At 46.8% G+C, this 22,137-nt stretch carries 27 protein-coding genes and 3 tRNA genes; 18 read left to right on the plus strand and 12 right to left on the minus strand.

The window, feature by feature from the left end:
* Nucleotides 1-9 precede the first annotated feature (9 nt).
* The 11 genes from TH606_RS06410 (at nucleotide 10) to cobA (ending at nucleotide 7,528) form a co-directional block, all read left to right on the plus strand.
* Nucleotides 10-84, plus strand: a tRNA-Val gene (locus tag TH606_RS06410).
* Nucleotides 85-100: 16 nt separating this feature from the next.
* Nucleotides 101-178, plus strand: a tRNA-Asp gene (locus TH606_RS06415).
* Between the two features lie 12 nt (nucleotides 179-190).
* Nucleotides 191-961, plus strand: coding sequence for a YdcF family protein (locus tag TH606_RS06420; protein WP_068542133.1), 771 nt, complete (start codon nucleotides 191-193; stop codon nucleotides 959-961).
* A gap of 2 nt (nucleotides 962-963) precedes the next feature.
* Nucleotides 964-1,545, plus strand: a complete 582-nt coding sequence (locus TH606_RS06425; RefSeq protein WP_068542135.1) for a D-sedoheptulose-7-phosphate isomerase — start codon at nucleotides 964-966, stop codon at nucleotides 1,543-1,545.
* Entirely contained in the window at nucleotides 1,535-2,479 is a 945-nt protein-coding gene (locus TH606_RS06430; RefSeq protein WP_068542136.1) for a hypothetical protein, read from the plus strand. Before TH606_RS06425 ends, TH606_RS06430 begins: the two co-directional genes overlap by 11 nt.
* Complete coding sequence (locus tag TH606_RS06435; RefSeq protein ID WP_068542138.1) at nucleotides 2,469-2,837, plus strand: cyclophilin-like fold protein; 369 nt, start codon at nucleotides 2,469-2,471, stop codon at nucleotides 2,835-2,837. The genes TH606_RS06430 and TH606_RS06435 overlap by 11 nt, the downstream gene beginning before the upstream one ends.
* Nucleotides 2,838-2,849: 12 nt before the next feature.
* A complete protein-coding gene (locus TH606_RS06440) occupies nucleotides 2,850-3,077 on the plus strand; it encodes an FmdB family zinc ribbon protein (protein ID WP_068542140.1) in 228 nt (75 codons plus the stop codon).
* Between the two features lie 338 nt (nucleotides 3,078-3,415).
* On the plus strand, nucleotides 3,416-4,669 hold the full coding sequence (locus TH606_RS06450) for an ATP-binding protein (protein ID WP_068542144.1): 1,254 nt from the start codon (nucleotides 3,416-3,418) through the stop codon (nucleotides 4,667-4,669).
* Nucleotides 4,670-4,698: 29 nt separating this feature from the next.
* Nucleotides 4,699-4,896 (plus strand): hypothetical protein, encoded by a 198-nt coding sequence (locus tag TH606_RS06455; RefSeq protein ID WP_068542146.1) that lies wholly within the window; start codon nucleotides 4,699-4,701, stop codon nucleotides 4,894-4,896.
* Between the two features lie 194 nt (nucleotides 4,897-5,090).
* Nucleotides 5,091-6,020, plus strand: coding sequence for a hydroxymethylbilane synthase (hemC, locus tag TH606_RS06460; protein WP_068542148.1), 930 nt, complete (start codon nucleotides 5,091-5,093; stop codon nucleotides 6,018-6,020).
* Nucleotides 6,020-7,528, plus strand: coding sequence for a uroporphyrinogen-III C-methyltransferase (cobA, locus tag TH606_RS06465; RefSeq protein WP_197460519.1), 1,509 nt, complete (start codon nucleotides 6,020-6,022; stop codon nucleotides 7,526-7,528). The genes hemC and cobA overlap by 1 nt, the downstream gene beginning before the upstream one ends.
* A gap of 1 nt (nucleotide 7,529) precedes the next feature.
* Here the strand turns inward: cobA and TH606_RS06470 are convergent, their stop codons facing one another.
* Complete coding sequence (locus TH606_RS06470) at nucleotides 7,530-8,189, minus strand: class I SAM-dependent methyltransferase (RefSeq protein WP_068542152.1); 660 nt, start codon at nucleotides 8,187-8,189, stop codon at nucleotides 7,530-7,532.
* Nucleotides 8,190-8,273: 84 nt separating this feature from the next.
* Here TH606_RS06470 and TH606_RS06475 point away from each other — a divergent pair, with 84 nt between their 5' ends.
* The 3 genes from TH606_RS06475 to TH606_RS06485 all read left to right on the plus strand — a co-directional run bounded on the left by TH606_RS06475 (nucleotide 8,274) and on the right by TH606_RS06485 (nucleotide 10,823).
* Nucleotides 8,274-8,939 (plus strand): carbonic anhydrase, encoded by a 666-nt coding sequence (locus TH606_RS06475; protein ID WP_068542154.1) that lies wholly within the window; start codon nucleotides 8,274-8,276, stop codon nucleotides 8,937-8,939.
* A 116-nt stretch (nucleotides 8,940-9,055) separates the two neighbouring features.
* Entirely contained in the window at nucleotides 9,056-10,696 is a 1,641-nt protein-coding gene (locus TH606_RS06480) for a lytic transglycosylase domain-containing protein (protein WP_068542156.1), read from the plus strand.
* A 50-nt stretch (nucleotides 10,697-10,746) separates the two neighbouring features.
* Nucleotides 10,747-10,823, plus strand: a tRNA-Lys gene (locus TH606_RS06485).
* 176 nt (nucleotides 10,824-10,999) lie between these two features.
* Here the strand turns inward: TH606_RS06485 and TH606_RS06490 are convergent.
* From TH606_RS06490 to TH606_RS06500, 3 genes are read right to left on the minus strand one after another with little or no spacing between them, the layout of a single operon-like run.
* Entirely contained in the window at nucleotides 11,000-12,289 is a 1,290-nt protein-coding gene (locus tag TH606_RS06490; protein ID WP_068542158.1) for a tyrosine-type recombinase/integrase, read from the minus strand.
* A 5-nt stretch (nucleotides 12,290-12,294) separates the two neighbouring features.
* Nucleotides 12,295-12,840 (minus strand): hypothetical protein, encoded by a 546-nt coding sequence (locus TH606_RS06495; RefSeq protein ID WP_068542160.1) that lies wholly within the window; start codon nucleotides 12,838-12,840, stop codon nucleotides 12,295-12,297.
* Nucleotides 12,818-15,820, minus strand: a complete 3,003-nt coding sequence (locus TH606_RS06500; RefSeq protein ID WP_068542162.1) for a hypothetical protein — start codon at nucleotides 15,818-15,820, stop codon at nucleotides 12,818-12,820. Before TH606_RS06500 ends, TH606_RS06495 begins: the two co-directional genes overlap by 23 nt.
* Before the next feature lie 85 nt (nucleotides 15,821-15,905).
* On the opposite strand from TH606_RS06500, the gene TH606_RS06505 reads away from it, so the two are divergent.
* From TH606_RS06505 to TH606_RS06515, 3 genes are read left to right on the plus strand one after another with little or no spacing between them, the layout of a single operon-like run.
* Nucleotides 15,906-17,861 (plus strand): helix-turn-helix domain-containing protein, encoded by a 1,956-nt coding sequence (locus tag TH606_RS06505; RefSeq protein WP_068542164.1) that lies wholly within the window; start codon nucleotides 15,906-15,908, stop codon nucleotides 17,859-17,861.
* 33 nt (nucleotides 17,862-17,894) lie between these two features.
* Nucleotides 17,895-18,125, plus strand: coding sequence for a DUF433 domain-containing protein (locus tag TH606_RS06510; RefSeq protein ID WP_068542166.1), 231 nt, complete (start codon nucleotides 17,895-17,897; stop codon nucleotides 18,123-18,125).
* The gene (locus TH606_RS06515; protein ID WP_068542168.1) at nucleotides 18,122-18,349 is read left to right on the plus strand and encodes a DUF5615 family PIN-like protein; all 228 of its coding nucleotides are present in this window, start codon (nucleotides 18,122-18,124) and stop codon (nucleotides 18,347-18,349) included. Before TH606_RS06510 ends, TH606_RS06515 begins: the two co-directional genes overlap by 4 nt.
* Here TH606_RS06515 and TH606_RS06520 read toward each other — a convergent pair.
* The 6 genes from TH606_RS06520 to TH606_RS06540 form a co-directional block, all read right to left on the minus strand.
* Nucleotides 18,346-18,576, minus strand: coding sequence for a hypothetical protein (locus tag TH606_RS06520; protein ID WP_068542170.1), 231 nt, complete (start codon nucleotides 18,574-18,576; stop codon nucleotides 18,346-18,348). The two genes, TH606_RS06515 and TH606_RS06520, sit on opposite strands and share 4 nt — an antisense overlap.
* A 62-nt stretch (nucleotides 18,577-18,638) precedes the next feature.
* Complete coding sequence (locus TH606_RS06525) at nucleotides 18,639-19,016, minus strand: HVO_A0114 family putative DNA-binding protein (RefSeq protein ID WP_068542172.1); 378 nt, start codon at nucleotides 19,014-19,016, stop codon at nucleotides 18,639-18,641.
* A gap of 70 nt (nucleotides 19,017-19,086) precedes the next feature.
* Nucleotides 19,087-19,293, minus strand: coding sequence for a toxin-antitoxin system TumE family protein (locus TH606_RS12085; protein WP_408033335.1), 207 nt, complete (start codon nucleotides 19,291-19,293; stop codon nucleotides 19,087-19,089).
* A 160-nt stretch (nucleotides 19,294-19,453) separates the two neighbouring features.
* Nucleotides 19,454-19,702 carry a hypothetical protein gene (locus TH606_RS06530; protein WP_068542174.1) on the minus strand — a complete coding sequence of 83 codons (249 nt, stop codon included), beginning with the start codon at nucleotides 19,700-19,702 and terminating at the stop codon, nucleotides 19,454-19,456.
* A gap of 321 nt (nucleotides 19,703-20,023) precedes the next feature.
* Complete coding sequence (locus tag TH606_RS12090) at nucleotides 20,024-20,290, minus strand: type II toxin-antitoxin system RelE family toxin (RefSeq protein ID WP_068542176.1); 267 nt, start codon at nucleotides 20,288-20,290, stop codon at nucleotides 20,024-20,026.
* 4 nt (nucleotides 20,291-20,294) lie between these two features.
* Nucleotides 20,295-20,498: a hypothetical protein gene (locus tag TH606_RS06540; RefSeq protein ID WP_068542178.1), complete on the minus strand. Its 204-nt coding sequence runs from the start codon at nucleotides 20,496-20,498 to the stop codon at nucleotides 20,295-20,297.
* Between the two features lie 122 nt (nucleotides 20,499-20,620).
* Between TH606_RS06540 and TH606_RS06545 the strand changes: the two genes are divergently transcribed.
* Nucleotides 20,621-21,124: a hypothetical protein gene (locus tag TH606_RS06545; protein ID WP_068542180.1), complete on the plus strand. Its 504-nt coding sequence runs from the start codon at nucleotides 20,621-20,623 to the stop codon at nucleotides 21,122-21,124.
* A 39-nt stretch (nucleotides 21,125-21,163) separates the two neighbouring features.
* Here the strand turns inward: TH606_RS06545 and TH606_RS06550 are convergent, their stop codons facing one another.
* Entirely contained in the window at nucleotides 21,164-21,382 is a 219-nt protein-coding gene (locus TH606_RS06550) for a hypothetical protein (RefSeq protein ID WP_068542182.1), read from the minus strand.
* Nucleotides 21,379-22,137, minus strand: a 759-nt coding sequence (locus tag TH606_RS06555; RefSeq protein ID WP_231887752.1) for a hypothetical protein, incomplete at its 5' end; no start/stop codon positions are given. The genes TH606_RS06555 and TH606_RS06550, both read right to left, overlap by 4 nt.

A 22,137-nucleotide genomic window follows, 5' to 3' on the forward strand; every position in this document is an offset into this window, starting at 1 on the left:
CCCTGGTTAGGGCGGATAGCTCAGCGGGAGAGCATCGGCCTTACAAGCCGGGGGTCACAGGTTCAAATCCTGTTCCGCCCACCATAACAAGAAGATGTGCGGGGCTGTAGTTCAGCACGGTTAGAACGCCGGCCTGTCACGCCGGAGGTCGCGGGTTCAAGTCCCGTCAGCCCCGCCAGTTTACTACCCTATGGACCTGCCATTTATTTTTAAAAAAATAGTCGGTAATCTTCTGTTGCCTTCAGGCCTTTCTTTTCTTTTTTTGTTATTGGCTTTTTTAGCTGCTTTTTCCCGTTACCGTAAAAGTCAGGTGAAAGTTTTTCTTTCACTGGGTTTTCTCGTTTTCTTTTTATCTTCTACGGTTTTACCTTATTTTTTGCTGCGTCCTCTTGAATCTCGTTACGCACAACCAGAAGAAGCCATTTTAAAAGAAGCAGAAGCTATTGTCTTGCTGCCAGCTTATATTTCTGACCGCCCAGGCCTGGGGCTTTTTGACCGCATTGGGGGAGAAACAGCCAAAAGGCTTTTAGCCGCTGTTTCTTTGGCCAGAAAATACCCTGAAAAAACGCTTATAATCGTGGGGGCTGGGAGCTGCGGTGTGGAAATGGGTAAAGGTGCAAGTTATCTGGCAGAGATAGCCAGAAAAATGGGAGTTAAAAATATAGAAGTTTATGACCAGCCCAATGATACGGCTTCAAGTGCGCGGGCGCTCAAGAAACGTCTTGCAGGAAAAAAGTTTATCCTGGTAACGGCGGCTTATCACATGCCAAGGTCGGTATTTTTATTTGAGCGTGAAGGCCTTAAGCCTGTCCCTTACCCGGCTTATTATATTTCCAGGGCAGAAAAATCTTTTGGTATTACTGATTTTTGGCCCAGGCCTATAAACCTTTTTTATAGTGACCTTGCTGTTCATGAATATCTGGGGCTTGCTTTTTACAAGCTTTTAGAGCACATTCCTTAAGCATGGAGAACTGGCAAAAACAAGCTCAAAAGATTTTAGAAGAATCGCTGGCCGTAAAAAAAGCTTTCTGGGAAAAACAGAAGGGAAACATTTTAAGGTCTGCTGAAGAGATTTTGCGTGCCTTAAAAGCTGGAGGGAAGCTTCTAATTTTTGGAAATGGCGGAAGTGCCGCTGACGCCCAGCACATGGCGGCAGAGTTTGTAAATCGTTTTCGTCTGGAAAGGCTACCTCTTCCAGCCATTGCCCTCACCACGGACACTTCTATCCTTACGGCCATTGCCAACGATTACGATTTTTCCCAGGTTTTTTCCAAACAGGTTAAGGCCCTCGGTCATCCTGGCGATGTGGCTTTAGGCATTAGTACCAGCGGTAACTCTGAAAACGTATTGCAGGGGCTTGCCACAGCCAGAGAGTTAGGGCTTTTTACCATAGGGCTTACCGGTGGTGACGGCGGCAAAATGCCTTCTTATGCTGACCTAGTGATAACTGTTCCTTCAAGAGAGACACCGCGTATTCAAGAGGCTCATATTTTTTATATTCATCTTGTTTGTGAACTGGTAGAGGAGGCATACTTTGCGTCCTAAACCCCTTGATTTTTCAGGCCTTAAAACTTATAGCCTCTTTGAGCGGCCGAGCAAAGTTTCGGTGGAAGCTCTGGCAAAGCCTTTGTCTTCAGGCCTTAGTTTTAAAAAGTTTCTTGCCTGTTTACCCAAAGAACTTGCCGCGCGGGACCTTTTAGAAATTGCAAAGGCCATGGCAGGTGCACTTCGCCAAAAGCGCTCGGTTATCTGGGGTTTTGGAGCCCATGTGATAAAAGTGGGGCTTACTCCCGTTATCATTGACCTTATGAGGCGGGGTTTTATATCGGCAGTGATGGTAAACGGGGCCTGTATGGTGCATGACGCTGAGCTTGCCATGGCAGGCACAACCTCTGAAGACGTGGCCCAGGCCTTAAAAGACGGAAGCTTTGGCGCAGCTAGAGAAACAGGCGAACTGCTAAACCTGGCCGCTAAAGAAGGGCGGGACAAAGGTCTTGGTTTTGCCCTTGGGAAACTGCTAGCAGAAGGCGATTATCCTTATAAAAACTTAAGTCTTTTCGCCTCGGCTTACGAACTCGGTGTGCCGCTTACGGTGCACGTGGCCATAGGTACTGATATTGTTCACATGCACCCTTCGGCAGACGGTGCCGCTATTGGCGAGGCCTCTTTTTATGACTTCAGGCTCTTCTGCCGTCTGGTAGCAGACCTTGAAGGCGGAGTGTTTTTTCTGGCTGGGTCGGCGGTGTTGCTCCCGGAAGTATTTCTAAAGGCCTTAACTGTGGTGAGGAATCTAGGTTATCAGGTGGAGAGGTTTACCACGGTTAACTTTGACTTTATAAGGCAATATCGGCCGCTTACCAATGTGGTTAATCGGCCTACCATGACCGGCGGAAAGGGTTATCATATTACCGGGCATCACGAAATTTTAATTCCGCTTCTTGCAGGAGCCTTACTTGAGGAGATGAGCCATGAAACTTAGACTTATTTTTGACGAAGTCGTAGCCGAAATAGAATTAGCTGATACTCCTTGTGCTAAGGCCATTTTTGAGGCCGCCCCTTTTACCTCGCGCGTTAATCTCTGGGGAGATGAAATTTACTTTGCCACGCCGGTGGCTTTTGAGCTAGATGAAACGGCCAAAGAGGTGGTGGAGTTAGGAGATGTCGGCTACTGGCCGGATGGTAAGGCCCTTTGCCTCTTTTTCGGGCCAACGCCTATCAGTTCCCCAGGGGAAATCAGGCCAGCCAGTGCAGTAAATATTGTAGGTAAAGTAATAAGCCCCCTTGAAGACTTGAAGCGCGTGCCAGAAGGATTAGAAGTTAAGGTAGAAAAAGCTTAGGAGGTGAAATCCATGCCCATATACGAATTTACCTGTGCTGATTGCGGTGAGACCTTTGAAGAACTTATTCTTGGCGGAAATTGTGAGGGCCTAAAATGCCCCAAGTGTGGCAGCGAAAAGGTAGAAAAAATTATGTCAGCCTGCGCCTTTAAAAGTGGAGCCAAGTTTGTAAGCGCCTCTGGGAGTGCCTCGTGTAGCGGGTGCACCGCTACCAGCTGTAGTGGATGCAGCGGGAAATAAAAGCCTAACATGTATTACGATATTGCCTCAAAGATTATTCTTTCCCGCTGCAAGGAGCCTTTTCTTTTGTGGATTATCTGTAAAAAACGCTTATCTCCTCGAAGAACGTCCTCAGGAAACTACTTCTTTAAGGCGGGCTGACTTTGTATTTGAAAATACGGAGTTTTACACAGTTAATAAGCAAATTTACAATCCTGAGAGGCGGAAGAACCGTATTTTTATGTGATCCCTTTGGTGAGAAGGGCTTATAGACTTTTGGTCTCAATTTTTTCGGCATATTTATAGATACCTGCAAAATTGTCTTGACAAAGTTTCAGTTACATATAAAAATGTCAAACATGAAGATTTATCAAATAGTAGGTACCTGGGCATTTGAGGAAAAATTTGTTGGGAAAAGGATGATTTTTCTTGCTGGTCCCCGCCAAATCGGGAAAACTACACTCTCACGCTTAAAACTTAAAGAATTAAACCAACAAAATAACTATTACAACTGGGATACTCTTTCAGTGAGGCAAGCTTTTACCAGAAATCCTTACTTTTTTCTGGAAAACATTCCGGAGGTTCCCTCAGAAACTCAATCAGAAAATCATTTTCCTAAGTATTGGACAGTTTTTGATGAGTTTCACAAGCATCCTAAGTGGAAAGAACTTCTTAAAGGCTATTACGATGAGCTTGGACATTTTATTCGTTTTGTAGTGTGTGGAAGTGCAAGGCTTGATTTATATCGCCAAACTGGAGAAAGCCTCATTGGAAGATACTTTCTCTTTAAAATGTTTCCTTTAAGCCCAAATGATGTGATTTTCGGAAAATCTTTTAATTTTCAAAAAGCCTGGAATACTGAAAATTCTTTATCTTTTTCTCCTCCCTCTCTTGAATGGAAGGAAGCAGTTTGTCAGCTCTACGAAATTTCTGGTTTCCCTGAGCCTTTTCTTCAAGGAGAAAAAAGCTTTTATCTCAGGTGGAAAGAGGCTCACTTAAGTCTTCTTACCACAGAAGAAATTAGAGACCTCTCACGAATTTCTGACATTGTAAGGCTTCAGCAGCTTGTATTTTTACTTCCTGAAAGAATAGGCTCACCTTTAAGCTTAAACAATCTTTCTCAAACTCTGCAAACCTCTTATAATACAGTAAAACTCTGGCTTTCTGCTCTAGAAAAAGTTTATCTCATATTCTTTATTCCTCCATACAGCGGAAGACTTTCTCGTACAATTAAAAAAGAAAAAAAGTATTATTTTTGGGATTGGGGAATTCTTGAAGATACAGGAAAGAAGTTTGAAAATTTTTTAGCGGTTCAGCTTATGCGCTCTATCTCTGCCTGGAATGAGTGGGGATTAGGCAGTTTTTTTCTTTACTATGTTCGCACAAGAGATGGAAAGGAGATAGATTTTCTTATTATTAAAAACGGAAATCCATTCATGTTAATTGAGGTCAAAAATAGAGAGACTAATCCTGACCCCTCACTTTTTTACTTTTGGGAACGGCTTAAACCTAAATTTGCCTTTCAGGTAGTGCTTGAAAAGGAGATGTTAAAACAGGTACGTCCTGGAATTTTTATTATAGATGTGTTTCGCTTTTTAAGCTTATTGGTGTAAAATTTTGGACGGTTAAGTCTCGATAGTTTGTGTGCCTAGTAACTGTCACAACTCCAGAAAATGACGAAGCAGTTTTAGTCCTGGTAGATCTTTTAACGGGAATGGCCATTTTGGGAGGCTTAATTTCTCCTGAAATCCCGTTAAAATTGGTCCAGTGGAGGCGAGACATAATGATAGAAAGTGCTGCTTACGGAATAATAAAAAAGAAGGCTATGAAGAATGATTAAGGGAAGGTCTTCAGCAAGGATTAAAAGAAGCTATTTTAGAAATGCTTTTTTACCTGCTTCGCTGATTTCTTAGGTGAACGCGGTAAGCAGTGTAGAAACATTAAAAAGCCTTCACCGGGCAGCGGTAAAAGTTAAAAGCCTTTAGAGATTCAAAGACTTACTAAAACGAGTTAACGAATAAAAGGAGTGGGCCTTTGAGAAAGCTTATTAAAGTGGGCACACGGGGTTCAAAGCTTGCCCTTGCCCAAACTAATTGGGTTATTAGCCAGATAAAAGTACGTTACCCTGAAGTTCAGGTAGAAACCGTTATTATCAAAACCAAAGGTGACAAAATCTTAGATGTTCCCCTGGCCAAAGTTGGGGGGAAAGGCCTCTTTGTAAAGGAAATAGAAGAAGCCCTCTTGCGAGAAGAGATAGATTTGGCCGTCCACAGCATGAAAGATGTTCCCACAGAGCTACCAGCAGGCCTGGAGATAGCCATAATTCCTAAAAGGGAAAGCCCTTATGATGTGGTTATTGCCCAGGGTGGTGAGTCTATTGATGAAATACCAGAAGGGGCCACGGTTGGCACCAGTAGCCTGCGCCGTGGAGCCCAGTTAAAGGCTTTTCGGCCAGACTTAAAAATTGAAAATTTAAGAGGAAACCTTGACACTCGCCTGCGAAAACTAAATGAAGGCCTTTATGACGCCATCATTGTGGCTCAGGCTGGTCTCATAAGGCTTGGTATAAAAGAAGAACGGGCCAGGCCCATCTCTAAAGAAGTGATGCTTCCAGCCATAGGGCAGGGAGCCCTGGCTATAGAGGTGAGAGAGAGTGACCAGGACTTAAAAGAAGGCCTTGCCTTTTTACACCACGAAGAAACAGCCATTTGTGTAGCAGCTGAGCGGGCTTTTCTGGCCACTCTTGAAGGCGGCTGTCAGGTGCCACTGGCAGCCTTTGCCAGGCTTTCAGGGAACACTTTATTCGTTGAAGGCTTAATAGCTGATCCTTCTGGAGAAACAATTCTTAAAGATAAACTTCAGGGCCCGAAAGAAAAAGCCCGGGAGCTTGGCCAAAGACTTGCGGAAATTCTACTTGGCCGCGGTGGCCGAAAAATTCTTGACGAAGTTTACGGGGGAGCATAATGCGGGGAAAGGTTTATCTCATAGGAGCAGGCCCGGGAGACCCGGGGCTTATCACTGAAAAAGGAAGGCGCGTTATCAGCAAGGCTGATGTTATTGTTTACGACTACCTGGCCAATCCTCGTTTTTTGGCTCTGGCCCGAGATGACGCCGAAAAAATTTATGTTGGCAAAAAGGGTGGAGACCATACTCTTTCTCAGGAAGGCATAAATCAGCTGCTGGTGGATAAGGCCAAAGAGGGGAAAATTGTAGCCCGCCTGAAAGGAGGAGACCCGTTTCTCTTCGGCCGCGGTGGCGAAGAGGCCGAAGTTCTGGTAGCCCACGGCATTCCGTTTGAAGTGGTGCCAGGAGTTACTTCAGCTATTGCCGCGCCAGCTTATGCCGGAATCCCGGTTACCCATCGGGAACATACCTCTACTTTTACCATGGTTACTGGCCATGAAGACCCAACCAAAGAAGACTCAGCCATTGATTGGGAGGCCCTTGCTCGCATAGGCACCATCGCCTTTCTCATGGGCATGAAAAACCTTCCCCGGATTTGTGAAAATTTACTCCGCCATGGAAAGTCAGAGGACACACCGGTGGCAGTGGTGCGCTGGGGCACCACTCCGCGTCAAAGGGTAGTAGTTGGTAATCTTGGGAATATCGTCGCTAAAGTGGAAGAGGCCAGGCTTGGCCCGCCAGCTATAATCCTGGTGGGTGAAGTGGTAAAGCTCCGAGAAAAACTTAACTGGTTTGAAAGCAAACCCCTTTTTGGCAAGCGTATCGTCGTTACCCGCACCAGGGCTCAGGCCAGCCAGTTGGTGGAAAGTCTGGAAGAATATGGAGCAGAATGCATAGAAATTCCTACTATAAAAATTGTTCCACCAGATACTTTTGAACCATTGGACAGGGCCATTGAACAAATAGAAACTTACGATTGGCTTATTTTTACTTCGGTAAACGGAGTTAATGTATTTTTTGAAAGGCTTTTTGGAAAAGGGAAAGACGCCCGTTCTTTGGCCCGTGCCAAAGTGGCTGCCATTGGGGTAGCCACCGCTGACCTGATAAAAAAATATGGTATTGCAGTTGATCTTTTACCTGAAGAATTCAGGGCTGAAGGTCTTCTTGAGGCCCTTTTGAAAGAAGACTTTTCCGGTAAAAAAGTTCTTATTCCCAGAGCCCTTGAGGCCAGAGAAATTCTTCCTGAAAAGTTGCGAGAAGCTGGAGCAAAAGTAGAAGTAGTCCCTGCTTACCAGACTGTGCTTCCTGAAGAAGAGGCCGCTCGCCTTAGAAAAGAGCTTGCGCAAGGTGTTGACCTGATAACTTTTACCAGCTCCTCCACAGCTAAGAACTTGTTGAAGATGCTTGGTAGTGATGCTCAAGAGTTACTTTCTGGGGTAACTTTGGCCTCCATTGGCCCTATCACTAGTGAAACTCTAAGAAAATCTGGTTTTCCACCTCAGATAGAAGCTAAAAAATATACTATTCCAGGTCTGGTTAAGGCTATTGTGGAATATTTTGTTAAATAGCTTAAAGGTAACCGTAAACAATAAAATGACGGTCAGTGATAACTTCTACTTTGAAGTGGGATAGGTCTTGGGCTTTAAGTTGTTTGTTTATTTCTTCAGGAGTAAAGCCCGCTAGAAGGGAGTGATAAAAGTCTTTTTTTAAAACCTCTGGCTCATTTGCCGCGTATTTTTCTACAAGCTTTCTGGCCTTTTCTGGAGATTCAGGGCGCAAAAGATCCATAACTAGAATTGGAGACTGTGGTTTAGCCACTTCTTTAATAGTTTCCCACATTAAAAGGGGGTCAGGCAAATGATGGAGAAGAGAATTGACAATAACAGCGTCGTAAAAGCTTTGAGGTAGTTCTACTTCTGGAATTTTTCCGAGTATCAACTTGATGCGAGAGGTTAGTTTTTCCTGTTCAATTCGCTGTTGGCCATACTTAAGCATAGCTGGTGAGCCATCTACTCCATGGATAAGGCAATCAGGGTAAGCCTTGGCAAAACGGACAGAGATGTCTGCTGGGCCACAGCCAAGATCTAGAACTACTCCTTTTATATCTGGGCCAAAGATTTTTTGGAAGAGGTCAACGAACATTTGATGGGGGGCCGAAAAATCGGCTGAAGCATAGGCCTTTGCCTGTTCGTCATCAAGCATTAATTCAGGTTCAAGGATTCTTTCCATAGAGATATTTAAAGATTATTTACTTGATTTTGGCAACCGTATCAATTATGTTCTTTTCTTCTAAAAAAAGTTTCAAAGAAACCTATGGATCAAGCTAATCTTATGGATCAAGCTAATCTTTTAAAAGAAGTTATTCTTCATAACGATTCCTTTGTTAAGTCCCACTCTCATAAAGATTTTGAGCCTTATATTCCTAAACAGGATCCTTGTATTACTTTACTTACCTGTTCAGACTCTCGCGTGCAATTAGAGGCCTTTTTCCCTGAATCCATTAATAAAGTTTTTGTAGTGAGAAATATAGGCAATCAAATCTTAACCAATAGAGGTTCTGTTGATTATGGAGTCCTTTGTTTAAATACTCCTATTTTGATGATTTTGGGGCATGTTGACTGTGGAGCTATAAAGGCTTTCATGTCTGGATATAGTCATACTAATTTAAATATTTGTGCTGAACTTAACCACTTACACCTCTCTCTTTCACCAAAAGAATCTAAAGAAAATTCTTTGCTTTTTTACATAGAAAAAAACATCCACTCTCAAGTGGAAATAGCCCTTGAAATGTATTCAGAGAAAATAGATAAAGGAGAGCTTTTGGTCCTTGGGGCTTTATATGATTTTGCCAATCAATGCGGCCAGGGATACGGTCGTCTTTTCATTATAAACATAAATGGAAAAGTTGTTCCCAAAATAAGAGATTATGAAACTCTTTCAAAGTTTTTAAAAGAAGAAAGCAAAAACGATAAGAAATAAAGGCTTGACACAATATTAGATATTACTAGGCTTTTAAAAATAAAGTATTCAAACACTTGTGTTTCACAGCCGATAAATAACACTAGACTCGGCTTAAAAGTTTTGAGGATAAGGTTATGAAGAAAATAAAGGGTATCCTGGTTTTCCTGTTTTTTATAGCCCTAGTAGCATGTAGTTCCACCCAAACTTCAAAGGTTACCGAAAATACTTTGAATTCTAATTATTCTTCTCAAAGAGCTTCTCAGCTTCAAAAATATGACTCTTATAAAGTTCCAAAAAGTAATCCCATTATTAAGAATAGTTCCTCTATTTCTTGCAATGTTACTAAGAAAAAAGTCTCTAAAAATAAAAAAATTTCTGAGGAAGATAGAGAGCTACAAAATATCGTTGATTCTGCTTTAGAATATTATAATCTTTCTCAAGACCTTTGGAATCAGGGAAAAGCTGAAGAGGCTCTTGAGGCTTTAGATCAAGCCTACGAACTTCTCCTTCAAATTGACGAAGATTCTGAGTTGGCCCAATCGAAAGAAAACTTACGTTTTGTGATAGCCAAGCGCATTCTTGAAATATACGCCTCAAGATATACCGCAACCAATGGTCTCTATTCAGAAATACCCTTGGTGTTGAACCGCTACGTTGAGGCTGAAATCAAGAGGTTCCAAACCTGTGAAAGAAGTTTTTTTCTCAATGCATATAAACGTTCTGGTCGATATCGTCCGATGATTTTAGCCAAGCTGAAAGAGGCAGGGCTTCCCGAGGAGCTTTCCTGGCTTCCACTAATAGAAAGCGGTTTTAAAGTAAATGCTTTGTCGCCTGCCAGGGCTTTAGGCTTGTGGCAATTCATTCCGTCAACTGGTTATAAATTTGGTTTAAAACGTAATTACTGGATAGACGAACGCATGGATCCGGAAAAATCAACTGAAGCAGCCATTGCTTATCTTACGGAACTACACAAAATTTTTGGTGATTGGACCACGGTTCTAGCCGCATATAATTGTGGAGAAGCCAGAGTTCTAAGGGTAATTAAGCGTCAGAAAATTAATTATCTTGATAATTTTTGGGATCTATATGAACGGCTACCTCGTGAAACAGCAAGATACGTACCGCGATTTTTAGCAGTATTGCACATATTGAACGATCCAGCGAAATACGGTTTTGATAAACTTCCTACGCCTGATCCGCCCTTAGAGTATGAAACCGTAAAGGTAGACAAACAGTACAGTTTAAAAACCATCGCCAAGGCCCTGGGAATTTCTGATAAGCTCTTGGCAGATTATAACCCCGAATTGCGCTATAGAATAACACCGGCCAACTATGATTTAAAAGTTCCCAAAGGGAAAGGGCCTGAGTTAGTAGCTCTTTTAGAAAAGGGAAGTATTAAGCCCTGGGTGCCTAAAAAGACTTATTATGTATATCATCGCTTGAGACGGGGAGAAACACTTTCTCATTTAGCCAGGCGTTATAAAACCAGTGTAGTGGCTATTATGAGAGCCAATGGTATTTCTAATCCTCGCCGTTTACGAGCTGGCCAGCGTTTAAAAATTCCGGTAGGGAAAAAATACGTAGCTTACTCTTCTCATAAAAACAAAAATCAAAAAATAGTTACCTATGTAGTAAAACCAGGCGATAGTTTATGGCGGATTGCTCGTAAGTTCAAAACAAGCACTAAAAAAATTATGAAAACTAATAATTTGAAGACTCATCGTCTGCAAGTGGGACAGGTTTTAAAGATTCCTGTAAAGGTTAGTTCTTCTTAAAATTCTAAAATTTGACAGGCCTAAAAGATGTGCTAATCTTTTTAGTGGTTGGGCCGCTAGCTCAATTTGGTAGAGCAATGGACTCTTAATCCATAGGTTCCAGGTTCGAGTCCTGGGCGGCCCACCAAAATCCTCAATAGATAGCCCACTTAGAAAACGCTTCTCTTTAATCGGAATTGAGAATCAGTTGAGGGAGACGCTCTGGGGACAATTCCGGGGACATCCTACAGCCGCAAAGGTTTTATGTTGCAAGACATTCTCAATTAAGCGGTTTTTGATGAATCCGATCCCGATTTTCGGCGATTATTCCCGATTACGGAGAGAGCGTTTCTTGCGGGCTTCTTCAAGGGAGAGCACTTTTGTCGGTGTTTCAAAGATGTTCTTGACCATCTCCGCCTGAAGGCGGGCATATTTCCTGGTGGTCTGTGGAGAGGAGTGGCCTAAAGCGGCGCCTACTTCTTCGTAACTGTAGCCTCCCTTGAGCCTCTGCATGGCGAATGAGTGTCTAACCGCCTCATAGAGGGAAATCTCCCCTATGCCTGCCTTCTCGCGGGCCTGGTGGAAGATCGCAAGGAGTCTCTTGTGCGGGTAGGGAATAGCTTTGCTCTTGTGTTTGTAAAAAAAGACGAAAAGTCCTTCTTTCTTTTTAGCCTGCTCTTGAAGTATCTCAGCTATGCGGCCTACAAGTGGGATGACCTTCGGCTTCTTCTCTTTTGGGGTCTCTACAAGGCGGTCAAGAGAAAAAGCTCTGAAAATAAGGATGTAGCCCTCTTCCAGGTTGACCGCATCCCACATGATAGCCCTCGCCTCGCCGATTCTGGCTCCCGTGAGGAACAGAAACTCAAAAATGGGCTGATGCTCTTTGGGAATGAAGGAAAGAATCTTTGTCTGCTGTTCAGGGGAAAGCCAGCGTATAGGCCTTTCGTCGTTTTTGATCTCAGGTATCGCAGGAACGTTAAAAATTATTTCCCGCTTCCTACACCAGTTGAAAAACGCTCGTAGCTCAACAAAAACCTTCTTGATTGAGCTTGCGGAAAGAGTCCCCTCTTCAAGGAGAGAGTTCAGATACTCATGCAAGTGGTAACTCCGGATCTCCCGAACATCCTCTTTGCCAAAGTAGGGGATTAACCGACCCTTGAACCAGCTCTCTTTCGCCTGAAAGCCGGAGGGCTTCATTTGCTTCTTGCGTTCGGCAAGGTATTGCACCGCAAGGTTCTCGAACAAAAACTTTTTGACATCGCTTTTCACCCATCTTGTGGGATCGAAGGTTTTACTTTCAAGTTCGTGCTCAATCAACTGACGAGCCCTTTGCGCAAGCTCCCAGCTTGAAAGCGGCTGGCCATCCTTGAAGGAATAGACGCGGATTCTTCTCCCTTTCCAGGAAAGGTCGATAAAAAAACGACGCGGCACCGTGAAACATTTCGGACATAGAAGCCCGAGAGGCGTTTCCTGGAAGGACCTTTTACACTTTGGGCACTTCTCTTTCGTCCGGATTTTCACGGCACGACGTCTCTCCTCGCCCTGCTCTCCAGCCGCAAGTGCTGCCAGGGCCTCGATTGCGGAGAGAATAGGTGAGGAGAGGACAGGAGTCAAAGTTGCTACCTCCTATCTTTTGAGTCAAAAAGGCCTCTTTGGACCAATCTCTTGGGTTTCTTCTCTCCCTCTTGGAGAAAAACTCCGACCTTCCAGTTTTTCAGCCTATAGAGGCGTATTTTTCTCAAAAGTGTCTTTTCTTGCGGTTGGTAGGGCGCAGGCCGAGGCAGCTCGACCTCAACGTCCTCCCATGCCAGGGCAGAACCCAAAAGCCTGTCCTCAAAAAGGCGAGCGTTTTCATCTTCCTGTAGGAGCGAGAAGTCTATTTCTAGCCGCGGTACGATACGCTTATCTCGCCGAAGTGTACGAAAAAGGCAACGAAAACGTTCAAGGATGAAGCTGGGCTTGAGCACTCGGCTTTCGCCGAGTTTTTCTAATAGGTACTCAAGCTCTGTCTCGATTTGTTGATGGGCGCCTGGGAGCAAGAGGAAACAAGGGGTGAGCGCCCCTTCGATCAGGACCGCCAAAGTCTTCACGATCTTTTTAGGCGGTCCACCCTGTTTTAATACGCAATAAGCCTGTCTGACCTCAGACAAAAGCTCGAAGGTCATCGCTTACCCCTCCCACTAAATTCAATGGCGGTCCCCTGGGGGCCTCGTTCTTGCGCACGCTCTCTTGCGTTTCCTTCCTTCTCTCTTCAGGAGAGGAAGGAAGTGCAAGAAAACGCGCACAGGATGCGAGTTTTTCTCTCCACCTCAACAGGGCGGCCAAGACGGGAAATGCCGTCCGCTGAAAGTGCACCCGGAGGGGGGAATAGTTGGTTCCTTTCCGCGGACGCCCCATCTGGTCTATCACGACCTCGGGGGCAATCTCGTACGGCCATTGCCTACCCAGGAAAATGAGAGCCTTTGCTCCCCAGGCCGCCCGGACGAAGCGGAGCCGGTGGGCCTCTTGGAAGGCTTCACGCCGTGTGAGATTTTCTGCGTAGCGCGCCGCCTCCGCCCCGTCATTGCCAAACCAGGCCGTAGCCAAGTCCCAGGCCTGGTTCGGATGGAGAACCGGGGCTCCAAACTGGACCATAACATCGCAGTTTTGGGCCAAGTTCGAGCCCCGACTTGCAAAATGGTGGAGATCGGCAAAGACCTCCACCTTCACATTGGCTCGCCGCGCGGCTGCGCGGACAGAGTGCATGGCTGCAAGCTTTGCATTTTTATGCGCAAGCACAAAAAACCGCAGCCTTTTATTTCCCCAGGCGGCCTTGAGACGCCTGAGGGCTACAACTAGGGCGGGGACATAGCGGGAAAGGCCCTTTCGGTACGAGCCTTTCCCATAAGCCAGGGCGATCTGGATCCTAATCGTCCTTTCCATTCCCTCGACTCTAGCCTCCCAGACCTTTCCTTGTCCTTGCCTAAGGCCTGGGAAAATCTTTGAGAGGGCCCTGGTCTCTGGCGTGGCCGAAAGGACAAGCACTCGGGAGGCGGGGATTTTAATTATTTCATTCCAACACAAATAGACCCCCGCCTTTCCCCGCGCCCGGGCCTCGATCCAAGCCACGCCCCTGGCCAAAGCCCTCAAGGCGCCGAGAACTTCCTCGTTCCCGACGCCAAGAGTGGAGAAGTACCCATATCGCGCACGTGGGGACGGGTACCGCTCCAGGAATTCTCCAATCTCTCTAGCCAAAGTGGAAAGAGGAAGTATCCCGGTTAGGACTTCCAGGCGGGGAGAGGCGGCCCAGGGGCCTGCTGCGGGAGGGCTCTGGTAAGCCCGAGCGACCCCGGTTCTGCTAGATCTGTCCCGGAGCAATAAAGTCGTGCGAGCCCGCCTCTCCAGGATCTTGGAAACCTCTTCCAGTCTCCGGACTATCTCGCGACCAGCCGAAAACCTCGAGGAAGCCACCAGAAAAGCCGCCAAAAGAGAAAGGGGGATGGAACGCTTCTTTAAGAAAGTGTTTTCATCCGGATCGTCTATTACAGTATAAATATTTTTCCAGCCGGCTTTCTTGAGGTAATTTAGGACAGCGGGGAGGAGGGCGTGAGTACAAATAAAAACAGCGCCTCCCTTTCCTATCCGTTTGAACTGCCTTAAGAATTTGCATTCCGAGGCATATTCGCAGTCCAGACAAACAACTTCCCCCGGGCGGAAGCCTAGGGACTCAACGGTCTGAACCTCCTTTATTTTTTGGCACATCCCTTTCTGCCACCGGCCCCGGAGGACGTAGAACAGGATTCCCTTTGCCTGGGCCTCTTTTGACCAGGTACGCTCCAGTTCAGTCGCTCTGGCGTAATCGGATACAGCAAACACTGTAACCTTCCCTTCCTGGGCCTCCTTTATAGCTGCTACAATTGCGTGGTGGGTTTTGCCCAGGCCCGGGTCAGCGGCGAGGATTCCTCCTTCTCCATTCCCGAAGAAGGCAGAGACAGCCTCCTGGATGACCTTCTCCGCTTCTGCCTCGGAGAGCTTCCGGGAGACCTCCTCAAAGTGCTCTTCTCGCCGCAAAAGTACCTTGAGGAAATCTCCCAAACCCACGCGAGGAAGCCAAATCCAGGGAGAAAGGCCGCCCTGAGCTTGATGGGCCTGGCAGGAGGGAGAGAAACAATATAGTTTTCCTGATGTCCCTATCCAGGCGTGGTGCCTTCGACCACAGACAGGACAGGGACCGGGAAAAACGATTTTTGTATTGTCTTTTATTCTTATCTGGTAGCCCCGCCCTTCTAAGGCTTGGGCCACCTCGGAGATAATCTCCAGAAAGTTGGTAGTTTTGCTCGCGGTAAAAGCGGGAAAGGAGACGCGAGGCACACAAGCTTTAAGCGCTTCCTCCCGCTCCAGCTCTTCTTTCAAACCCTTTAGCTCCTGAATCAGCCAGCTAGGGGCAGGACTTAGCGAAACGGCCCACTGTCGCGTCCATTCCGCTATTTCTCGGGCAAACGGCCGGCAGCAGACGGTACGGCGGTAGACCTCATCACCATCGAAGCCGATTCGGGCTAAGATTTCCCAGGAGACTGGTCTGGCGGCCACGTTGGGGGGAGTCTCCCCGTGGCCTACCTGGTTCTTGCCACGCCAGCCCCAAAGCCGGACGGGTTGTGGAGGATTCCCAGGATCAAGCCGGCCCAAGATAGGCCCCAGGTCCAGGTCCACCCCCATTCCCTTCAGGTCTGCCTCCCTTGCCCTCCGCCTGGCCCATTGAAGGAAGGCTTGGTGAAGGTGGCAGGGGAGGAGGAACAGCGCAACCAATTTAACGCCTTTTAATCCGCTAAGGATTGGTACAAACAGACTGCGCTCCTCCTCTTTGAGGAGGAGGGAAGCAGCGTAGCAAGCACAGGAGGGAGAGGACTTGCTATCGAGATCTAAGAAAGGAAGGAAGTAATAGTGCTCCCCCACCCGCACCAGAGGAGAGACGTACAAACAAATGTCGTTTACGGATCCCCAAACCTCAAGTCGCTTGGCCGCCTCCTTCGCATGGAGCCATTCCCAATCCCGGCGGGGGATGGAGAGATAAAACTTCGCAAGAAGTTTTATCTCCCTGGGCTCAAGGCGGGGCTTGACTAGCCAAGGGTGGCCTGGTTGGCCAGTTTTTGTTATATTTTTAAACACATTTGTTGTTATCATCTTATACGATAGTCTAAACCAAGGTTGATACAATTGTCAAGTCATTGGAGTATAGGTGTGGAGTAGGGAAATGGGCAGAGAACAAAAGATAATAGCCGAAAGACTTAAAGAAATAGCAAAAATGGTTGGTAATTTTAAAGAAATTAGCGAAAAAGCGGAAATTCCATATGCTACTTTGATATCATATCTTTCTGGAAAGAGGTTGCCTGGTGCCGAGGCCTTGGCCAAACTTGCCAGGATAGGTATCAACCCCAACTACATCCTTCTGGGCGAAGGCCCGCCGATACTGGATAAAAAAAAAACGTCCGACCTCGCCGATCTCGAAAGGGAAGAGAGGTTCCGCAATGATTTCCCCAACCTCGTCTTCTGCGTAGAGACCCTGGGCAGGCGCGAGCCCGACACCGAAACCTTCTGCAAACGCGTCCTTGTAGATTACAGATCCTCCGAAGAAACGACCTTTCAAAAGCTCCAAATCGATCTTCTGAGCTACCTGACGGATTCTTCCTGCAAAGTCCTGTCTAGACTTCACAGACGGCAAGACGTTCCTTTCGAATCCGTAGAGATTTCCATTTACGGAATGCTCGTTCGGGATCTCGTAAAGGACCTCGATCGTTTCTCAGAAGGCTCATCGTCCGACTTCGAAAAGCCCGCTCCGGAATGTATCTTTCTTTTCGCCGTACTCTCCGGGACCGAAAGAGATCCCTACGGCCTCTTCTACAATCCCGAAGTATTCGAAATGGAACTTTTGTGGCCTGCCATCCCTACAGAATTTCTAGATTCCAAACCGCCTGAAGATCCTGGGGAACTGGCCGAAAGAATAAAAGACATAATACAGTTTAGAATCACTGATCCTCTCTCCAAGCCGAGGTACTCTTCCACTATAGCTTCCAAGTACTTGAAGCTGGAGCGAATGAAGTCTCTACTTACGGACGAAGGTCCTATGGGGATCGCCTTTCGTCTGATAAGAAAGGCCTGTCAGGAACTTTGGACACTAATAGTGTCCGAGAAGATTCCTCGAATCTGTGAGCATCATGAAATTATATACTTAAATGTCTGTCCTCGTTGTCATGTTCCGGAAGAACGGACACGTCCCAGAGCGTATAGAACGGAGAAGATGCCCTCCGCTTACCACGACGCCATCAAAGTGATGGAAAAACCAAAACTTTGCGCTTCAAGGCTCGGGAGACTGTTCAGGCTAGAAGCGAAAAGTCTTTCAAGCGTGTTTCTTGCTCTTCTGGTAACGGAAAGAATCTACAACGTTGAAGACGGTGCAGGTTATCGTCTTTTGGAGAAGGCTTGGGGCTACAAACCGACGTTTTTGGGCGTCGATCCATATCTTTACCTTTCCTTCGAACGCTACCTGGCCGAAGTGCTTCTCGAAATGTTGAAAAAGGGAGAAGATCCATCGAACTTTCTAGAGTATGCGGCAAGACATCCCGATTATTCAGGACATATGGAGCCCCTCTCCTATTCGGAATTTCTTCAACGTATCAAGGAGAACGAAACGACCGATCAGAAATCCATCTCTCCGGAAAAGTTCGCTGAGATCCTTCTTCTGGCCTTGATAGCGACCGCCGACTACACTCTGCAAAATCTTTCCGTTGGATTTCTTCTTGAAGCATTCAATCGTCACGTTTGGCCTCGATTCCGACGGTCCGGAAAGTATTACGACGCATACTTGGAACATGCCTCGGAAAGATTTTCCATCAAACAGGGCTACGTAAACCTTTTCGTTTCGGGCAGTAGTTTTTCGCTCTCTTTCGGAAATGATTATCATTTCAACGGAAAACTGAAGGAACTTCTTCTGATGCACCATGCGTCGGAACAACCTTTCGATCCTCGTGTGAGTAACTCAGAATACGGGATATGGCCTAAAGATCGACGCATCCAGTTTCGAGGCGTGACTCTCTTCTTTTCGGAAGGCCGACAAGAGGATCTAGAAAGTGCCTTGGATCTAGTCCTAAAATTTCGGGAGACCGCGGGCTTCGACCTATTCCTGAAAAGAAAAGGTGAAAACGATGTATAATAGAAATTAAAATCCTTGAGAGGGGGCCTAGCGATGCGTTTTCGAAGAATTACCGTAGATCCCAATAAAATGGGTGGTGTTCCGTGTATCAGAGATCTCAGACTTCCCGTGGCCACCGTCGTGGCCATGATCGCCGACGGTATGACTACGGAAGAAATCCTGCGCCTTTATCCCGACCTGGAAGAAGAAGATGTACGTGAAGCTTTGCTCTATGCGGCAGAGGCCGTCAAGGAGCGAGAACTCCCTCTGGTGGCCAATTTATGAAATTCCTGGTAGACAACCCTCTTTCGAAGGTCTTCGCTCAAAACCTTTCGGAAGCGGGATTGGATGTCGTACACGTCAGAGATCTTGACCTTCACAAGGCCCCGGATGAAAAGATTTTCGACCTGGCCAAAAAAAGAGAACAGGATAATAATCTCCGCGGATACGGACTTCGGAACCATTCTGGCAAGGATGGAAAGGCCGGGAACTCCCCGGCCCTCCCTTAGGCCCTCCCTACGTTGACGGGAACCGCGAACCCGGAAGCGGCCACCTGCGCCACCCTCTCACGACAGGATCGGCAAAGCCTGTTCCAAGGGCCCCGGGATCTGAATACCCGGCCACAGGAGAGACATCTCCTGGTCTCCTCCTTGCGGGTAGTCTTCTTGTGCGCAACAAGGATCACCTTGAGCCTCTTCTTCTCCCCACGACTTACCTTGACCACCTTCATCTTCATGACCGCCGGCCTCCTTGCTTTTGGAGGAAACAACGAAAGAGGCCGGCGGATCCGCGGTCGATTCAAATGCCGATCTCTATGGTTATTCTCCGATAAGGGACCGAAGGTCTGACTTTGTCTCGGGGCTTTCTTCTGGTCCTCTCCACCTCTATAAGGCCGAGTTCGGAAAGGACTTTCACATCGTGCTGTACCGCTCTTAACGGGCGATCCAGAAGTTTGGCCAGCTCGTAAATCGAATCCGGCTTCTTGTTTTTGACAGTTCTAAGAAGCTCAAGCCTCTTTTCCGAAAGAACCTTTCTTAGAGTCCTGACATCCGGAAAGATCAGAGCCTCTCTCGGTGCGATACCCTTTCCGCCCTGAACGTCCTCAAAGGCCCGGATTGTCTCCTCGACGAAACTATCCAGAGGTCTTATTTCTATTTTCAAATTCTTTATCCTCAAGACCTTTCACCTCCTTGAAGTCTTTCCAGAAGTCTCTTATCAATCGTTCCAAATCGACGAACCGATACGGTTACGTGCTTCCGAGATAGTGTCTGTGAGGTCCGTGTCCCAGATAATTGTCATACGCAAGAACTCTTTGGCCTTTCCTGATATAAACCAGCGAGTATTTAATCCCTTCGGGATAATAATCGGAGACGGGCACCTTCCAGGCCTTGACCTCTATCAGCTCGTTTTCCCCCAGTATCCACTTCCGGTGATATAGGAGTTTAGAACTCATATATAAGCAGTAGTATATCTTTGAAAAAGCAGAAAATCCAGTTGCTGGATCCGGGGCCCGTAGCAATCGCCTCGGGGACGGCTCATCTTTTTGCGACGCATACGGGCTCGGCGATGCCACGGCGCCCTTGCGGGCACCGTGGACGCCTCAGGAATCCCTCTCAAAGAGAAACTCTGAACAACCCGCTAAGGCCTACCGCAGGGCCCCACCCCGGAGTAGCAATGACGAAGGATTCGAACCGAAAAGGCGGATCCGGAAGCTCGGGCCCGATCTCCACGTCATAACCGTTCCGCATCAGGACGGATACCAGTAAAAGAGCGTCCTTTTTGTTGTCAGCCGCGGCCCAAAGCTCAAACCTCTCTCCCCTCTCCCCCATCTTCACGGCCTTGAACTTCCTAAGCTTCCTCATGGTGGAACCTCCTTTCGTTTTTTTGAGGGCCTTACCCGAAAGGCGCGAGAGGCGAAGCCGTCGAGCGCCTTGAGCCCGAAGACCCTCTCTCCTGAAAAAAAGAAAAAGGTTCCACCTTTTCCCCCCTTTCCGGGGCAAAAAAGAGCCTACCCTTCCGCGCCGCGTGTCAAGGCCGGGCCGTTAGGCCCGCCCGTAGGGTCGGAGCGAGCAAAGCGAGCGAAGAGCCTTGACGCGCATCAGGCGCGGTAGGGTTATCTTATTCCCTCCCCGGAAAGGGGGATTCAGAAAATCTCGATGGAACTTCCGTTCAGGGGAAGTAGGTCAAGGGAAGTATCTATATATGTCCTTGCGAGGCAGTACTCTTATAAAGATCAATGTTTCGCCTTTCAGTTTAATTCCTATCCTGTAGTTTCTTATCCTTATACGATAGTAATCCTTGTAACCTGATATCTTTTTAAGCTGGCCGATCTCATGTAAGGAATCGGCCTTCTTTACATGAAGGATCAAGTTTTCTAGGTCTTTCTTTATATTACGGTCTTTGATAGCCTTGATGTCGCGCAGAAAGGATCTTTCGTATTCGACGAGCACCGAATCACTCCCGCAGAGCGCGCATGACCTCTTCCTCGGCTACGAAGTCTCCCCGGTCCCCTTCTTCCATAGCCCTGGCCAGTGCCGCATCTTCCAGGCTTTCCAAATCTTCCAGAGACAAAACTTCTATCTCATCCTTCAGATGCTTGAAAAGCCACTCCAAATAAGGTTTCGCTCCGGGTTTTATCCTCAAAACTATCGTTTCCATAAATTCCTCCGGATTGTTTCTCAATTTCCAATGTTACCATATCTCTTCCAGAGAGGAATCTTCCGAGCTGACTTCTCAGGTTTCGTTGTCCCCTCCTAGAAAAATTCAAAAAGGAGGTTGCTATGAGAAAGGTTCTGTCATGTTTCTTGCTGGTCGCCTGGCTTCTGGTCCCCATGGTTTCCCGGGCGGCGGATCCGCTCATCGAATGGGGCGTCGGTCTCGCCAAATACGAAGGGCAGTCCGGGCCGAGCTTTGCCCTCGGCGTCTTCGCGCCCGTCGAATCCGGTAAAATCGTCCCGGGAACTTGGATCGACGCCTGGTTCACCAACGAAGGCAAAGGGGGCTTCCTAGGCCAGGGGCTCTTCGTGAACCTCGCGGACTACGTGTCCTTCAGGACCAAAGGAGCGACGCTTTCGGAACGGGGATTCGTCCTGGGGCTTAACGCTCACGCCGGCCTGCGCTACGTGGATCCCGAAGGTGATCCCTCCTTCCTCGCTCCCGCACTCCACCTGGGCCTCGGGGCCTCGGGACAATACGCCAAACACCTCCTCTTCGCCGAAGCCTTCTGCGAGACCGCTACCAGGGGCGGGCCCGTCTGGGGGGCCGTCGTAAGGATTCCCTTCTAATACAAAAAAAGGGGCCCTCAAGGGCCCCTTTCACTTTAATTAGTCTTCATCATAGTCAGAATGAAAAATATTCATAGGATGATAAGCGTAAAAGGGGCTAAAGAGAATGTCTTCCTCTTCAATTTCCTCGGGGGACATCCTGCGTCTTTCCTCCAGTCCCCTGCGGAGGTCCTCGGCGGCCACCCTGTCGACGGTGGATACGACCTTTCTTTCGACCGCATCAAGTGCGCGGTCGATCACACGACGGAGACTTTTCATCGTTCTAAACAAACCTGCTTGTATTGCAAATAATAGCGGCGAAGCTCAAGAGGACGAAACAATTGTATACATTCTTTGTTCTCCTCAATTTCTTTTAGATATTTTTTTACTTCATTACATCTTATCTCCTTTACCCTAGAAAGAAGTTCGTTCCCATTTTGAGGAAATAGCCACTTGGGATTCTCTATTAATATCTTTAAGAATTCACCTAGGGTTACGAAATACTTTCTTAATTTTTGCCAAATTTGGTTGATGTAGATTACGTCAAGGCTCACCTGGATCCTTTCCCCTTTTTTTAGGAATTCTTTAGATGTTAAAAAAGGTCCATTCATCCTTATTATGTTGCCTTGGAAATCGCTTATGATTACATAATCACCTATTTGCACTGTAAAATATTGCTGGTCTAATATATACCTTACCCCCTGTGAAAAAAAATCTAATCTAATTATTTCCCCATTTTGCATGATCACGTCTTTACCCTGAAAATTAAACTTTCCTGAACAGGTTAAACAATCAAAGTTATTTGTTGCGTACATCTCTCTAAAAAGATCACATTTTGCCTTCCAGGCGAAATATCTATCTATACCATAGAAAACTCGTCCGCAGCCAGATTCCTTTATTATTTTTTCTCTTATCGTGTCCTCTAGCTCATATAGCATTGTTATTTCTTCAGTAAAACCATCCCTTGTTAAGGATGATATTGTCCATTTTAGTTTATTTAACAGTGACTCACACCTCATCCGCTTGTTTCTTTC

It is taken from the genome of Thermodesulfatator autotrophicus, from assembly GCF_001642325.1.
In the GTDB taxonomy this organism is placed as follows: Bacteria; Desulfobacterota; Thermodesulfobacteria; order Thermodesulfobacteriales; family Thermodesulfatatoraceae; genus Thermodesulfatator; species Thermodesulfatator autotrophicus.

Bases quoted from the DNA above. Each gene is read 5' to 3' on its own strand.
- TH606_RS06420 (WP_068542133.1), top strand. From the start codon at position 191: ATGGACCTGCCATTTATTTTTAAAAAAATAGTCGGTAATCTTCTGTTG.
- TH606_RS06425 (WP_068542135.1), top strand. From the start codon at position 964: ATGGAGAACTGGCAAAAACAAGCTCAAAAGATTTTAGAAGAATCGCTG.
- TH606_RS06435 (WP_068542138.1), top strand. From the start codon at position 2,469: ATGAAACTTAGACTTATTTTTGACGAAGTCGTAGCCGAAATAGAATTA.
- TH606_RS06440 (WP_068542140.1), top strand. From the start codon at position 2,850: ATGCCCATATACGAATTTACCTGTGCTGATTGCGGTGAGACCTTTGAA.
- TH606_RS06450 (WP_068542144.1), top strand. From the start codon at position 3,416: ATGAAGATTTATCAAATAGTAGGTACCTGGGCATTTGAGGAAAAATTT.
- cobA (WP_197460519.1), top strand. From the start codon at position 6,020: ATGCGGGGAAAGGTTTATCTCATAGGAGCAGGCCCGGGAGACCCGGGG.
- TH606_RS06470 (WP_068542152.1), bottom strand. From the start codon at position 8,189: ATGGAAAGAATCCTTGAACCTGAATTAATGCTTGATGACGAACAGGCA.
- TH606_RS06475 (WP_068542154.1), top strand. From the start codon at position 8,274: ATGGATCAAGCTAATCTTATGGATCAAGCTAATCTTTTAAAAGAAGTT.
- TH606_RS06480 (WP_068542156.1), top strand. From the start codon at position 9,056: ATGAAGAAAATAAAGGGTATCCTGGTTTTCCTGTTTTTTATAGCCCTA.
- TH606_RS06495 (WP_068542160.1), bottom strand. From the start codon at position 12,840: ATGACCTTCGAGCTTTTGTCTGAGGTCAGACAGGCTTATTGCGTATTA.
- TH606_RS06505 (WP_068542164.1), top strand. From the start codon at position 15,906: ATGGGCAGAGAACAAAAGATAATAGCCGAAAGACTTAAAGAAATAGCA.
- TH606_RS06510 (WP_068542166.1), top strand. From the start codon at position 17,895: ATGCGTTTTCGAAGAATTACCGTAGATCCCAATAAAATGGGTGGTGTT.
- TH606_RS06515 (WP_068542168.1), top strand. From the start codon at position 18,122: ATGAAATTCCTGGTAGACAACCCTCTTTCGAAGGTCTTCGCTCAAAAC.
- TH606_RS06520 (WP_068542170.1), bottom strand. From the start codon at position 18,576: ATGAAGATGAAGGTGGTCAAGGTAAGTCGTGGGGAGAAGAAGAGGCTC.
- TH606_RS12085 (WP_408033335.1), bottom strand. From the start codon at position 19,293: ATGAGTTCTAAACTCCTATATCACCGGAAGTGGATACTGGGGGAAAAC.
- TH606_RS06530 (WP_068542174.1), bottom strand. From the start codon at position 19,702: ATGAGGAAGCTTAGGAAGTTCAAGGCCGTGAAGATGGGGGAGAGGGGA.
- TH606_RS06540 (WP_068542178.1), bottom strand. From the start codon at position 20,498: ATGGAAACGATAGTTTTGAGGATAAAACCCGGAGCGAAACCTTATTTG.
- TH606_RS06545 (WP_068542180.1), top strand. From the start codon at position 20,621: ATGAGAAAGGTTCTGTCATGTTTCTTGCTGGTCGCCTGGCTTCTGGTC.
- TH606_RS06550 (WP_068542182.1), bottom strand. From the start codon at position 21,382: ATGAAAAGTCTCCGTCGTGTGATCGACCGCGCACTTGATGCGGTCGAA.